The 12008-nt window shown below is 36.3% G+C and carries 21 protein-coding genes; 6 read left to right on the forward strand and 15 right to left on the reverse strand.

Annotated features, from left to right (window positions below; all coding sequences use genetic code 11):
- From ACLUJM_RS02145 to ACLUJM_RS02205, 13 genes are all read right to left on the reverse strand, one after another.
- Window positions 1-1102 (reverse strand): terminase (locus ACLUJM_RS02145; protein WP_412412075.1); only part of this gene is annotated, 1102 nt, incomplete at its 3' end.
- 212 nt (window positions 1103-1314) lie between these two features.
- Window positions 1315-2175, reverse strand: a complete 861-nt coding sequence (locus tag ACLUJM_RS02150) for a terminase small subunit (RefSeq protein ID WP_008728244.1) — start codon at window positions 2173-2175, stop codon at window positions 1315-1317.
- 13 nt (window positions 2176-2188) lie between these two features.
- The gene (locus ACLUJM_RS02155) at window positions 2189-2359 is read right to left on the reverse strand and encodes a hypothetical protein (RefSeq protein WP_008728241.1); all 171 of its coding nucleotides are present in this window, start codon (window positions 2357-2359) and stop codon (window positions 2189-2191) included.
- 810 nt (window positions 2360-3169) lie between these two features.
- A complete protein-coding gene (locus tag ACLUJM_RS02160) occupies window positions 3170-3616 on the reverse strand; it encodes a hypothetical protein (RefSeq protein WP_257317138.1) in 447 nt (148 codons plus the stop codon).
- Window positions 3616-3771, reverse strand: a complete 156-nt coding sequence (locus ACLUJM_RS02165; RefSeq protein ID WP_173024118.1) for a hypothetical protein — start codon at window positions 3769-3771, stop codon at window positions 3616-3618. The genes ACLUJM_RS02160 and ACLUJM_RS02165 overlap by 1 nt, the downstream gene beginning before the upstream one ends.
- On the reverse strand, window positions 3768-3968 hold the full coding sequence (locus ACLUJM_RS02170; RefSeq protein WP_161128907.1) for a hypothetical protein: 201 nt from the start codon (window positions 3966-3968) through the stop codon (window positions 3768-3770). The genes ACLUJM_RS02165 and ACLUJM_RS02170 overlap by 4 nt, the downstream gene beginning before the upstream one ends.
- On the reverse strand, window positions 3958-4236 hold the full coding sequence (locus ACLUJM_RS02175; RefSeq protein WP_009270735.1) for a hypothetical protein: 279 nt from the start codon (window positions 4234-4236) through the stop codon (window positions 3958-3960). Before ACLUJM_RS02175 ends, ACLUJM_RS02170 begins: the two co-directional genes overlap by 11 nt.
- Entirely contained in the window at window positions 4229-4534 is a 306-nt protein-coding gene (locus ACLUJM_RS02180; protein WP_008815984.1) for a hypothetical protein, read from the reverse strand. Before ACLUJM_RS02180 ends, ACLUJM_RS02175 begins: the two co-directional genes overlap by 8 nt.
- Window positions 4503-4724 (reverse strand): hypothetical protein, encoded by a 222-nt coding sequence (locus tag ACLUJM_RS02185; protein ID WP_008815985.1) that lies wholly within the window; start codon window positions 4722-4724, stop codon window positions 4503-4505. Before ACLUJM_RS02185 ends, ACLUJM_RS02180 begins: the two co-directional genes overlap by 32 nt.
- Window positions 4702-4860 carry a hypothetical protein gene (locus ACLUJM_RS02190; protein ID WP_008815986.1) on the reverse strand — a complete coding sequence of 53 codons (159 nt, stop codon included), beginning with the start codon at window positions 4858-4860 and terminating at the stop codon, window positions 4702-4704. Before ACLUJM_RS02190 ends, ACLUJM_RS02185 begins: the two co-directional genes overlap by 23 nt.
- Window positions 4857-6041: a DnaB-like helicase C-terminal domain-containing protein gene (locus tag ACLUJM_RS02195; RefSeq protein ID WP_008815987.1), complete on the reverse strand. Its 1185-nt coding sequence runs from the start codon at window positions 6039-6041 to the stop codon at window positions 4857-4859. The genes ACLUJM_RS02190 and ACLUJM_RS02195 overlap by 4 nt, the downstream gene beginning before the upstream one ends.
- Window positions 6019-6261: a replicative helicase loader/inhibitor gene (locus ACLUJM_RS02200; RefSeq protein WP_161128908.1), complete on the reverse strand. Its 243-nt coding sequence runs from the start codon at window positions 6259-6261 to the stop codon at window positions 6019-6021. Before ACLUJM_RS02200 ends, ACLUJM_RS02195 begins: the two co-directional genes overlap by 23 nt.
- A complete protein-coding gene (locus ACLUJM_RS02205) occupies window positions 6261-7109 on the reverse strand; it encodes a hypothetical protein (protein ID WP_161128909.1) in 849 nt (282 codons plus the stop codon). The genes ACLUJM_RS02200 and ACLUJM_RS02205 overlap by 1 nt, the downstream gene beginning before the upstream one ends.
- 254 nt (window positions 7110-7363) lie before the next feature.
- Between ACLUJM_RS02205 and ACLUJM_RS02210 the strand changes: the two genes are divergently transcribed.
- The 6 genes from ACLUJM_RS02210 to ACLUJM_RS02235 all read left to right on the forward strand — a co-directional run bounded on the left by ACLUJM_RS02210 (window position 7364) and on the right by ACLUJM_RS02235 (window position 10973).
- Window positions 7364-7750, forward strand: a complete 387-nt coding sequence (locus ACLUJM_RS02210; protein WP_002611049.1) for a single-stranded DNA-binding protein — start codon at window positions 7364-7366, stop codon at window positions 7748-7750.
- A 23-nt stretch (window positions 7751-7773) separates the two neighbouring features.
- On the forward strand, window positions 7774-8202 hold the full coding sequence (locus ACLUJM_RS02215; protein ID WP_161129314.1) for a hypothetical protein: 429 nt from the start codon (window positions 7774-7776) through the stop codon (window positions 8200-8202).
- Window positions 8199-8399 carry a cold shock domain-containing protein gene (locus ACLUJM_RS02220; RefSeq protein ID WP_002611045.1) on the forward strand — a complete coding sequence of 67 codons (201 nt, stop codon included), beginning with the start codon at window positions 8199-8201 and terminating at the stop codon, window positions 8397-8399. The genes ACLUJM_RS02215 and ACLUJM_RS02220 overlap by 4 nt, the downstream gene beginning before the upstream one ends.
- Before the next feature lie 17 nt (window positions 8400-8416).
- A complete protein-coding gene (locus ACLUJM_RS02225; protein WP_256292668.1) occupies window positions 8417-8908 on the forward strand; it encodes a hypothetical protein in 492 nt (163 codons plus the stop codon).
- Window positions 8909-9057: 149 nt separating this feature from the next.
- Window positions 9058-10338 (forward strand): hypothetical protein, encoded by a 1281-nt coding sequence (locus tag ACLUJM_RS02230; RefSeq protein ID WP_256292667.1) that lies wholly within the window; start codon window positions 9058-9060, stop codon window positions 10336-10338.
- Window positions 10339-10487: 149 nt separating this feature from the next.
- Window positions 10488-10973 carry a type III toxin-antitoxin system ToxN/AbiQ family toxin gene (locus ACLUJM_RS02235; RefSeq protein ID WP_256292666.1) on the forward strand — a complete coding sequence of 162 codons (486 nt, stop codon included), beginning with the start codon at window positions 10488-10490 and terminating at the stop codon, window positions 10971-10973.
- 112 nt (window positions 10974-11085) lie between these two features.
- Here the strand turns inward: ACLUJM_RS02235 and ACLUJM_RS02240 are convergent, their stop codons facing one another.
- Window positions 11086-11292 carry a hypothetical protein gene (locus tag ACLUJM_RS02240; protein WP_002611039.1) on the reverse strand — a complete coding sequence of 69 codons (207 nt, stop codon included), beginning with the start codon at window positions 11290-11292 and terminating at the stop codon, window positions 11086-11088.
- Window positions 11293-11506: 214 nt separating this feature from the next.
- Entirely contained in the window at window positions 11507-11779 is a 273-nt protein-coding gene (locus tag ACLUJM_RS02245; RefSeq protein ID WP_002611038.1) for a hypothetical protein, read from the reverse strand.
- Window positions 11780-12008: the final 229 nt, after the last annotated feature.

The following is a 12008-nucleotide window of genomic DNA, read 5'->3' on the forward strand; positions in this document are numbered from 1 at the left end:
ACTGCACAAATGGCAGCCATCCATACTGACCAGCATTGATTGTATGGTCATTTCTATCTTCTGGCTCGTATTTATCTTCCTGCCAACTGTAAACCTCCAGCTCTCTGATGTGATGTACGCAGTCATCAACAACTAGATAATCACCATGATATATCCACCCTTGCTGCATATGGATACGGTCAATGATGGTTGTTTCTTTCCATGCGTCGTTAAATGTATAAATACACGGGTGAGTCCGCTTATATTTGTATAACTCTGTCAGCGTAGCTTGGTCTGCGCAGTCAACAAATACATTTTTTGCAAATCCCCAATCCTCCCTGTTTCTGTCAAGAAAGTCTATAAGTCTTCTTACAACATCACTTGGCGCAAGCGGTGTATTCAGATCAGCGTTGTTGTATACTTCCTCGTTTAGTATGATGACCTTACCGCATGTTGTAATGCCGATGAACAATAAAGCAATGGTATCCGGACTATTCGCTGAGTACGATGTATCAACGCCAACAGTAAAATACCGATACGTATATTTCTTCGCATCGGCTTTTGATATGACATTTTTACTTCTACTGAAATTCGGGAATACAAGCCCTGTAGCACGACCACGTAGACCAAGAATCTTATTCTTATACATTTTCGTGCCAGGTGCCACTGCCTTTTTCTTTCGCTCAATAGCTTCCTGTGACAATGCAGCATTGTCGTTGAAATTGAAATACCAGTGTACCCACCCTTTTTCTGCAGGCTGATTCAGCATATACAATAATTCCTCTGGATAATCTTTTCTGTATTTTTTCAGAGGTCGTGACCTGTTAAGAAACTCATCATATACAGGAAGAGAAGGATCATCAGGGTTTGAAGTCGTCATCATGTAAACACAGCGGTGGGATATCTCACGCAAAAACTCCATATCAGCAATGTTTACCTCATCAACATACACACATCCTACTTGACCACCAAGCACTTTCTGCCACCGCTTTTTATTGTCATATCCACATATGTAAATGATCTTAGTGCCTTTGTTTGTTTGATACTCAATATGAGGCAATCTGATTTTACGTTTACCGGATGGATAGTACTCTGCTACTCCGTCGAATTGATCGAGCAGCATCCGCTCTCCATTTATGACGTTTTTTTCCACTGTACCTAGATCAGCACCAGCGATAACATGAAACCTTATGCCGCTATTTGCAACCTTACACATGAATTTGAAAATGCCGACGGTTGTTTTACCACAGGCTGTAACACCTTCCAGAAATTCTCGCTCAGTGTCTAAGCGAAGGAAATCCTTGAACTTAGGCGATAGTAATAACATTGGTTGTGTCATACGTCATCATCTCCAAGTGGTTGCATTTGATCTACAATACCAGTGATAGCATCCATTTTGTTCTGTACGCTCTCATCAGGAATATCATTGCTATCTGCTTTCAACTTATCCGTCTGTGCTCTTAACTGCTCGATCTGTGCTTTCTGCAAGTCTGTAGCCCATCCCATATGGTCAGATAGCCATTGCAACGCCTTCATGCGGTCCGGAAGCTTAATAGATGCGCCATCCTTCCCCTGCTTGACTTCGCCTATGAGAGTACCGTCTACAGTTGTGTGATGTCGGAAGTGTACGAAGTTCTTGCTCACAACATCCCCGCTGTCTGCATCAATTTGATCAGAACCAAATTCAAGGAAATCTGTTATGTCCGCAAAGGCAATATCCATGTACTTCTGGAAGATATCTTCTTTTGTGAGCATGGACCGTGCATAGCGCTCTTTTTTGAGCCGCATGATTTCATCTTTTATCTTTGGGTTTCCTAGGGTCTTGCTTCCTTCACACATTGCTGTTTGATATGAGCAATCATATGCTTTCTTGTACGCTGATGTTGCGTTGAATGACTTTGAGTAATACAAACAAAAAAGGCGCTGTTTCTCGGTCAGTTCTTCATTGTTCAGTGTTTCTATTTCCTCCGGCAGCAACTCTGTTTCAGGCGGCCCTTTGTCTTTATCTGCATCTGCAACCAAAGTTGCAACTTTTTTCTTGTTTGGTTGCAACTTTTCTTTCTTCCATGCTCTGGATGCTAATGACTTTATAGAGGATTCTTTTATACCGGTTATCTCAGATATTTCTCGGTACTTCTTGCCTTGCAGCCATAGCTCTTTTGCCTGCTGCTTGGTTTCTTCATCAATAACCGCCATATGATCTCTCCTTTCATTTCGCTTTATTATAATTCCAATGACTGCTTGTACTGTATCCTACTGTGTTTTCAGTCCGCCTGCGTGCGTTTTCTGCGTCCAGTGCCTTACGCTCTGCCTTATACCATTCGCACGCTCCGTGGCATCCTGGATGGCGTTTAGGGCAGTCTTTACATACTGTGATCATCCAAATCCTCTGGAGTAACACAGAAAACTAACAACAATATCCACCATAAAGAGTAGTTGATACACATGTATAATGCCAGTGTAATGAGGTATGCGTTGAATAACAGACAACCTATACTGATGAGTAAATCACATATATATTTGTATTTCATCCTTCCAGTCCCTTCTTTCTCTTACTAAAGCAGAATGAAAATCCGAATACATTTAGCTGTAACCATGCCTCTGCGTATTTCTTACCATTCTCGGTATACTTTGTGATATAGTGATGTAGCATTTGATACGCCTTCCTTTCTGGGTAAAAGAAAAGCACGTTTTCTCCTGTATCCCTTATAACGGGCAGTTCTACGTGCTTTGTTTAACAGGCTCTCGGTTAATAGCATACGTCTATGCGTCCTTAGCCTCTATAGAGTTATCTGTGCCACATTGTTAAGAGGTGCGATAACTACGTTTTAATTTTAAAGCGCCCTTTTCAGACGCTTTACGCTGGTAAGTCCGCTTAGGATTCCTTACCGCTTTTTCTTTTGGTTATTCCGCCACCAGGGCAACCAATATATCTAACAGGTATTCTCATTAGTATGAGGTCCTTCCCTGTTTTGATATTTTTTTAATTGTGACATACCGCCGTTAAGCCGTACCTACCCACGCATATGCCACTGGCGATTATTTGTACGAACAATCACCTTTAGGAAAGGTTGTTTAGCGATGCGTGCGTACACTTACATCGCAGGCCGTTTTTTTGAACAAGAAGTATCTTCCTGTTCTTTCCATGCTATCATAATATCACGGAAAACCCTTTACTCAGTAAAGACTTTTATTTTTTCAACTGGCTTAGGACTGCTCTATTCATATCTGAATACATAGTAGGCTTACTTCGATTATGATTATACGCTATATCATCATGCTTTTTGTTTCTATCAATGTAACACTCTGTAATCATGTCGACCACCTCACCGTCAGCAATATTATTCAGCACTTTGTTAACAATCACTGTGTCGTACAGTAATGCAGCTCTCTCCAATAAAAGCTCATCCTTCTTTTCAACCAGATAGTGATCCCATACATGACTTAGGTCACCGGCATTCTCCATGATGACATCCTTCATCACGACTGAGCTTACTCCATACATGTCATTCATTATCTCATCATACTTCAACCGATTCGCTTCTATCTTAGACAAGTTTCTATGATAGTTCTGGCATTTGTTATAAAAGTCCTTGCAGATTTCTTTATCTTTCCGCTTCTCTTTCTTCGATTTCATCAATACACCTCTTCCAGATACTGCTGCAGCTCCTCTGCTGTGTAGAATAACAATAGGAGATTGGCTTCATGCAGAACATAAGCATCATAACCATTCACCCTTACTTTGTCGATTTCCACTTTATACTTTTTGGACAATAATGTCGTATACCTCATTCATTTCCCTCCTGTTCATCGCTCCATACAGGTTCGACATAAACAGCACCACCACATCCATAATGGTCAAGGCAGCATATTTTTATATACAGCACCAACAGCCTAGTCAGAAAGCTATTCAGATTTCTGACTACATAGCTTTTTGATATTTGATTTTCGTTATCGTCCTCCGCATAAATACGATATTTAATCACCATCATCACTCCAGTCTAACGATTGCCCACACTTATGACAGAAATTCAAACTATTCACGTTACACTTATTGGCAATGACTGTCTTACATTTCGGGCAGTATGTATGACCTGCTGCGTGCTTAGCAGGTTTGATTCCTGATGCACGTTCAACTAATGGTTCCAGTGTCTCCAAGCGCTTGATATTCTCTTTGCAATTTTTTTCTATTTCACATGCTGGCTCATATTTCAGTACGCTCCATAATTCGCCATATGCTTTCTGATAATCATTCATTCAGACTGTCCACCAACTGCTTCCTGATAGATTCTATCTCTTTCTTGATGTATGCCGGTTCCTGATCATTCCAATTCAGCATATCGAGCATGTCATGTCGAATCGTGATAGCATACCCTGGACCATAACCATAGCTGAACCAGAAATTGATTTCTTTGTAAGGTGTCTTTTTGTACGCTCTCAGCTCACCACTCTGGTTTCTCGCAGCATAGCGATAGCCTGCAGCGTATAATTCTTCTAAATCCCTTAACTTCGCTTGTAGAGCTTTACGCTCCTGCTCGCTCATTTTCTTTTTCATTCTTCGCCTTCTTTCGATTAAACGGACACCAGTGTGGTGCCTGTGAAATGATGGGTATATCCGGATGCCCATAACATATAAAATCATTTTCTGTATATTTGCGTGCACTCATATGGTCGCAATAATACATCATGCGGCCTTTATGCTCACCGTGAGTTTCGAAGTATTTACAATTTACACACTTCTTCATTCAGATTCCCTCGTTGTGATACAACTAGAAACTCTATAAGAGCTTCTTTTATAACTTCTGAAGGTGTTTCCTCCAGTTTACTTATTTCAGCCGTAGAGGGCTTCTTTAACACCTCATACACTTCCCATTGATTCATGGTCTTACCTCACTAATGACCTGATTATTCTTATTGTAGGTGATAGGGATATAGCCTGTTGGCCCACTTCGGTTCTTTTCCAACACTAGAGAATAACCGTCATCATCCTGCCATACGAACAGAATCTTGCTCGCGCTCTGTTCGATTTCTCCACTATCCCGCAGCATTGACAGTTTTGGTTTTCCTGATGTTTTAGTGGCATCACGGTTCAGCTGACATAATCCTATGATCGTACAGTTATAATCTAAGCTGATCTTGCGTAGCTCCTTTGCAATTTCTGTCATACGTTCATATGAGTTTCTTGCTCGAGAACCAATAAGCCCAATGTGATCAATAATTACAATGATATGCCTTTTCCCATCATGACTGGCGACCATCGACCGGATAGAATCTATAGACTGGCTCTTGTCAACAACCTCGATAGAACGCTGTGCTATTGAATTGACAGCTCTATTCACATCATTTACCTCTATCTCTGACATTCTTTTGTATGATGCTATGTAGTTTTGGTCAAGTCCGCAGTTAATGGATATCAGCCTCTGATGAAGCTCTTGCGGGACCATTTCCAGATTGAAATACAGGCAATCATATCTCCATGACAGATCATTCAACAGGTTCAATGCGAATCCAGATTTACCTGAACCAGTCGCACCTGCGATAACCATAAAATCATTTTCTTTCAGCCTCAATAAAGAGCCCAACTGCTGATATTTCTTGAAGTAGATGCTTTTCTTATCATCTCTGCATGATTCTAAAAGCTTCTCTGAATCCAATTTGTAAGACTCTGCAGTATCTAATGTGCATACTTTCTGATATACTGCGTTGTATTCGTCCAAGCTGATACTGTGTTCTTTCAGTTTATCTGATATCTCAACTATTTTACGCTCCTTGAATTTATCAATCACAACACGCTGTATACGCTTGAAATTTTTTATATCTCCTGAATAAGGGATGTCTGAGCACCTTGCATAAAGGTCGATATCAAATCCTGGATAATCGAGCAATGCTTCAATCGTTATGAAGCCGTTTTTCTTGTAGTAATCAAGCATAGCCTTGAAAATATTTTGATATGGTCCTACGAAATGTTCCGGTTCTAAAATAGAAACTGCAAATAACTCATTGTAGACGGAAAGCATACCGATTGCAGTTGCTTGCGCTTCAATCATTGAACTGGTGTTCATAACATTTCCTCCAATCAACCGTTATTAGATTGCATGGAAGCGGAGGTTTCTCATTCTCCGCAATCCACGCATTTAATTTCTTCATGACTTTCTTGTAGTCCTGATCATGCATAATACTATACCAAGCCTTACAGACTTCTTTAAGGTTTCTACCATACATGAAATTAGGATAAATATTCAGAATCGTATTTATGACCTGTGTCATCTCTTCTTTCGTCATTACCAATCACCCGCCTTTATTTCTCTTGATGAAGATGTAATAAATTCATCAACTTCATCATTCCATCGTTCTCCATTCAACCATGTAGTAGGATAAGGGATATACTGACCATTATTTTTTAACCAGTCAGCTGATGTGACCTGTCTTTCTAAACCATCCATGATGGACTGATAGACCTGTTCGTTTTTACAAACACTGAGGAATTTTATATGAGACTTTTTCTTGTCTCTTTTTTTAGGATATGCTTTCCAAAATTCATTGAATGCATGTTCTCTATCGAATGCATTTTCCAATATCACACCACTATTTTGAGTATCGCAATCAGACGCACTTTGCGCAATTTGCGCATATCTTTTTTCTTTATTGTTATTTATATTTTTATTAGTTGTGGTCGTTTGGTGGGTCGTTTGGTGGGTAACATATTGCTCACCATCATCTAAAAAGCCTTTATTTAAAGTGTTTTCGGGCATTGCGCACTGGGTCACGCACTGGGACGTTTTGTGGGACGCCAAATCTGCGCAAATTTCATCGTTTTTTTGGTATAAATCATAGTTCAAAACAATGACCAGAGTATTAGATTTCGAGGGTATTTTATCAATCATTTTATTATCAACAAGAATCTCTAAAGCTGTTCTAACTTCACGTTCTGTAAGACCTGTTTCATCAGCTAATTTACGTCTAGAAGTTATAAAGGTCCCACGCTTGACAACTTCTCCCTTATACATTTTATCTGTCCAATTAGCCTTCATAATGCAATGTATAAAGACTGTTTTCACAGGAACATTCTTATACCAATCTCTTTGAGTTATCTTTCTATAAAGCAATATATACGTTCCCTTAGAAGCCATTATTTTCACTCTCACAATCAATACGAAGATCACTATGAACATGTTCGGGACAGATTTTATCGACACAATTTTGACAGATATATCCGATTGATTCTCCGGTAAATAATAGATTTATAAAAAATCTTCATAAAAGGGCAGACCAAAGCCCTAATTTATTGAATTTCTTTGAAAATTTAATATGTTTAATTGTTCTCAATGTATTAAGAATTGAAAAATAGGAAGTGACTTCCTAAAAATAGAAGGGAGAAGGTTATATGTTGAATGAAGTAAATTTAGTGGGTCGAATTTCCAATGTACCAAGAATCAGTCGAACGAAAGCAAATGTAAGTGTAATTACTTGCAATGTTGCCAATCAACGGAGTGAAAATTATGTGGACTTTATTCAATGTGTATTCTTTGACCAAGAATATTTGGAAAAAAGACTAAAAAAAGGTATGAAGATTTTAGTTAAAGGAAGACTACAACAAAATACCTATACAGATGCTGATACTGGAACAACGATTTATTATCATGAAGTCGTTGGAAAGGTATTGGAATTGATAGGTAAGATAAATACTGAAGATGTATCAAAGAAAAAAACTGACAAATCAGAAGTTGTCAAGGACATCAATGATACTACAATAGAAAGAGAACGCTATTGAATAGCTAGAAAGGAGAAATATCTATGATAGACCATAATGCTCAAGGTTGGAGATTGAATACTTGGAAAGAAGTAAAAAAAGTTATCGTAGAAGCCATGCAAAAGGGAAATATGTTTATTTCTGAAGCAGATGTTAATAATTATTACTTCAGCGATACAGATAGATTGGCTCAAGCACAAACGGAAACTGCCATCAGTTACATGGAGCAACAAATATTTGATGGATTAAGAGTATATTATTCCAAAGTTGATCCAACAAAAACAGAAGAAGACTGGAAAGATTTCTACTATGAAACAGCAGATGCCATGTTCACTGGTACAAATCAGTTTTTGCATATGCGACTATTCTATTTTGTCTATATACCGAATGAAAGTCGAGTCATGATTATCTATTCAGCACCATTTGACTTCTTTGACGATACAATTATGGAACACGAGTTTGAAAGAGAATGAAAGGAGTCGTAAAATCATTTAGTCGTTTGAAAGGATACGGATTTATCCAATCAGAAGAGTTGGAACATGAAGTATTCGTTCATTATACGAACATTGATGATATGGATGGTTTCAAAACATTGAGTATCAATGATAAAGTGGAATTCAACTATGATAAAAACCATAAGAGAGCAGTCCATGTCACAAAAAGAAAATGATACAAAAGAATAGAATTATGACAAAAAAAGGAATCATTATTTTTGATAGAAACATTGATGTAGAAAAGACACAGGAAAATGGGAAAAAGGTATGTGAAGCCTATGCACCTCTTATTCAACAGAGAATTCGATTGAAAATGCGTTTGCCATTGCATACAGGAAGTTTAATTCAAGTTAGTAGTGATATTAAGTCAGGTAATGGAATCGAAAGCGAATATATCAATCGGATTATGAAAGAGGGAGATCAAGTAGATTGTTTCTTGAATTACATAGATGAAATGATTGAAATGGATGAAAAGGCAGGAAAATATCTGAAGTATAAATTGGTGGATGAACTTACAGATGAAGAAATTACTTTAAAATTAGGTGTTTCAAGACGAGCCTTGTATGGTATCAAACCAAATGCGTATTTTCGTATAGCCATATGGAGTCATCAGGTAGCCTATATTAAAGAAAACACTTATGAATTTATTTTCAATTATGCAGGATTATATGAACGATTAAAGTGATAATCCATTTAGAAAATAAAGTGCTATAATGAAAATAGAAAGCGAGGGTATCAATAGGGGAATTTAAGTCAAGAACGAGCAAAAACTTAAAAATAATTCATTGGATATACTAAAAGATTAAAAATTATAGAAATAGGAGAAAAAAGAGTATGGAAAACCAAAATACAAATAATTCAAATTTGAACAAAGACGAAAAACAAAAGAAAAACCAAAAACGGAATGTTGTATTGATTGGATTAGCATTGTTGGTATGTGCAGGAGCAGGGATTGGATATGCTGTGTCTAATAATAATAAATCTACATTGCCATTGAAAGAAGATCTAATTTTTGAGTATGGAGAAGCAATTAAACTTGAACCTAAGACTTTTCTATCAAATGATGTAGAGAAAAATGTGTTAAGTTCCGTGGAATTAACTTCGGATTTAATGTCAAATGCAGAAAAATATACATTTGATAAGAAAAAGTTCACTGTAACATCCAAAGACAAAAAATACTTGGATGTTGGAGAGTATGAAGTCAGTCTTAAATATTCAAAAGAAAGCAAGGATGTGCCTTTTGAAGTTAAAGATACCAAAGCACCTGTATTCGAAGATTTCTTGACAGAAATTCGTATCGAACAAAACGCAGAAGATGTTGATTTAAAGGACTACTTCAAAGCTAATGATTTAAGTAGTGCAGAAATTACCATTGATAAGCAAGACTTTGACATCAAGAAAAAAGGAAAATATGATATTTCTGTATCAGCTACTGATAAATATAAAAATACAACAGAAAAAAAATCTGTTGTAGTAAAAGTTGTTGATAGCAAAGATGCAAAAAAGAACGGATTAACAGAAACCGTAGATGGCAAGATTCCAATGTCCAAAGAAACAAAAGAAAAAGTGGATAAAGGCGAAACAACGATCAAAAAGTCTGAAGATAAGGTAGAAAAACCAAACAGCGATAAAAATAATTCTAATTCAAACAACAATTCAAATAATTCAAACGAAAAACCAAATTCAGACAAACCTTCTAAGCCAAACAATGATAACAATACATCTAAACCTAATGAGAAACCATCTGAACACACTCATAATTGGGTAGAGCAGTTCAAAACAGTTCATCATGAAGAAAAAGGACACTATGAAAATGTCATGGTAGCTGACAAATGGATTGAATACAAGCCTATTTATGATTATGTAGTTCATGATATTTGTAATACTTGTGGATTCGATTTGACTGCTAATGGGGTGGATGGAGCATCTCATGCAAAACAACATATGTTAAATGGAGAACCTGGGGGACATCACTCTGAAACTGTGCAAATAGAAGTTGGAAAAGAAGAAATTGTCCATGAAGCTGTTTACGAAAAGAAATGGGTTGTAGATAAACCTGCATGGGATGAAAAAGTAAGTATTGGATTCAAATGTGAATGTGGCAAATGGAAATAAAATCTATACAATTACAAAATTCATGGTCTAATATAAATGCATAAAGAGAGTGGGTAATCACAAGAAAAGAGATAGGACGGCAATCCTATCTCTTATTATTGTTATGAGAAAACCCCTAGATAGTCTAGGGGTTCAGTGAAGCTTTAGCATTGGTCTGCGTTGTAACCTTTGTTGGAATCTTATTTGAAATAGATACAATGAAATACTTTGCTCCATTATCAAGTCCAAAGCAAAAACATTTAAAGATGAAGAATGATATTGACTTCTATAAGTTGAGTAACGGAAAACTAGGTGCGATTAACTTTAATAATATGATTCCTGTTCCTGATGGTTCATATACTTTAATAGGCACTAAGACACAGAGTTTAACTTATCAAGAACAAAAATATAAAGCATTATTACGAAATCAATTAAGATGGTTAAACCCTGATGGCGAGAAGTTAAGGGATATTGCTTCAAACTTATACATGAATAGAATAAATAACACTTTGCCTTTTCGAGTACAAAAAAGGTGTTGTGACTTTCAATTATTAGAAGAAAAGTGTAGAGAATATACAAAAATGATTTCTACTAAATCTTTTCAAGAATTAGAATATGATGAAATTGAGGAAGATTGTGCTGAAATAAATATTTAATAACAAAAAGATGGTATTCAATGAGAGGTATCATCTTTTTTTGGTGCGCCCAGCATGGGCAGTAGCTAGGTGGTGAAAGTCCACTACAGGCTTTGCAGTAGGAACTGTTAGCTTAAGACAAATATTTTCTTCCAAATGTCAATCTGTTTATATTGCTTGATAGCGATTCAAACAATTCTTCTTTAGAAATATTATGTTCCTTCATAAATCTCACACATAAGATACTTATAAAAATATCGACTTCTGTTTTCGTATAATTACTTACTAAAGTTTCGATTTCTAAAAGTGCTAACTCAGAGTCCATTTGTTTTTTATCCATAAGAACACCTCATTATTTTAACATGGTTATTATATCATGGACATTATTACAAATAATGCTAATTCTTTCAGAATGTAGTCTATTTGCTCCAACTCTATCAAAGGGAGTATAAATATACTAGACAAAGTGTCAGTTGCTCTTAGAATTCATTTAAAGTGGTAAATAAGACATATGTGGGTTTTTGTTCTATGCTTTGAAGAACATATTTAATATTCTATAGAAAATCTCTTAATTTTTTGGTTTTATAAGGTTTTCTTGGATTCTTTTCAATCTCTAAGAGTCTTTTATCTTGTGGGTCGGATAAATAATAAACACAGATACTCAAATCTTCCAAATCTTCTATTTTCTTAAACCCTCTACGAATGTAATCTTTCCCACCATCTACAGTAACTGAACCACAACTACAAGATTTAATATCGTGTGTTGATGTACTTTCAATAATATCTCCACAATTTATGCACCTAGCTCGATTTTTTACAATCTTCATTTCATCCTTCTCCTTCAAAAATATTATTTATATTTATAATTATAACATTCTCTTAATAATTCTGATTAAAAGATGAAACAAAATAGCATAATGCTATTACTTAAAGAGGGTACAATGTTCAAAAAAGTTTGTTTTTCTATAAGATGATATATCCTTGTTTATAAACTTGTTTATATTCTTGTTTACGGAGTGTTGAATGTTCAGTGTTTATCGGCTCAAAATGAATTTA

Origin of the sequence: Finegoldia sp. (assembly GCF_046991905.1) — a bacterium.
Lineage (GTDB): Bacteria > Bacillota > Clostridia > Tissierellales > Peptoniphilaceae > Finegoldia.

Coding starts and splice junctions, on each gene's coding strand:
- ACLUJM_RS02170 (WP_161128907.1), bottom strand. CDS start 3,968: ATGGTGATTAAATATCGTATTTATGCGGAGGACGATAACGAAAATCAA.
- ACLUJM_RS02220 (WP_002611045.1), top strand. CDS start 8,199: ATGAAAGGAGTCGTAAAATCATTTAGTCGTTTGAAAGGATACGGATTT.
- ACLUJM_RS02155 (WP_008728241.1), bottom strand. CDS start 2,359: ATGATCACAGTATGTAAAGACTGCCCTAAACGCCATCCAGGATGCCAC.
- ACLUJM_RS02175 (WP_009270735.1), bottom strand. CDS start 4,236: ATGAATGATTATCAGAAAGCATATGGCGAATTATGGAGCGTACTGAAA.
- ACLUJM_RS02160 (WP_257317138.1), bottom strand. CDS start 3,616: ATGAAATCGAAGAAAGAGAAGCGGAAAGATAAAGAAATCTGCAAGGAC.
- ACLUJM_RS02200 (WP_161128908.1), bottom strand. CDS start 6,261: ATGACGAAAGAAGAGATGACACAGGTCATAAATACGATTCTGAATATT.
- ACLUJM_RS02215 (WP_161129314.1), top strand. CDS start 7,774: ATGATAGACCATAATGCTCAAGGTTGGAGATTGAATACTTGGAAAGAA.
- ACLUJM_RS02225 (WP_256292668.1), top strand. CDS start 8,417: ATGACAAAAAAAGGAATCATTATTTTTGATAGAAACATTGATGTAGAA.
- ACLUJM_RS02180 (WP_008815984.1), bottom strand. CDS start 4,534: ATGAAAAAGAAAATGAGCGAGCAGGAGCGTAAAGCTCTACAAGCGAAG.
- ACLUJM_RS02195 (WP_008815987.1), bottom strand. CDS start 6,041: ATGAACACCAGTTCAATGATTGAAGCGCAAGCAACTGCAATCGGTATG.
- ACLUJM_RS02245 (WP_002611038.1), bottom strand. CDS start 11,779: ATGAAGATTGTAAAAAATCGAGCTAGGTGCATAAATTGTGGAGATATT.
- ACLUJM_RS02210 (WP_002611049.1), top strand. CDS start 7,364: ATGTTGAATGAAGTAAATTTAGTGGGTCGAATTTCCAATGTACCAAGA.
- ACLUJM_RS02205 (WP_161128909.1), bottom strand. CDS start 7,109: ATGGCTTCTAAGGGAACGTATATATTGCTTTATAGAAAGATAACTCAA.
- ACLUJM_RS02165 (WP_173024118.1), bottom strand. CDS start 3,771: ATGAGGTATACGACATTATTGTCCAAAAAGTATAAAGTGGAAATCGAC.
- ACLUJM_RS02185 (WP_008815985.1), bottom strand. CDS start 4,724: ATGAAGAAGTGTGTAAATTGTAAATACTTCGAAACTCACGGTGAGCAT.
- ACLUJM_RS02150 (WP_008728244.1), bottom strand. CDS start 2,175: ATGGCGGTTATTGATGAAGAAACCAAGCAGCAGGCAAAAGAGCTATGG.
- ACLUJM_RS02190 (WP_008815986.1), bottom strand. CDS start 4,860: ATGAATCAATGGGAAGTGTATGAGGTGTTAAAGAAGCCCTCTACGGCT.
- ACLUJM_RS02240 (WP_002611039.1), bottom strand. CDS start 11,292: ATGGATAAAAAACAAATGGACTCTGAGTTAGCACTTTTAGAAATCGAA.
- ACLUJM_RS02230 (WP_256292667.1), top strand. CDS start 9,058: ATGGAAAACCAAAATACAAATAATTCAAATTTGAACAAAGACGAAAAA.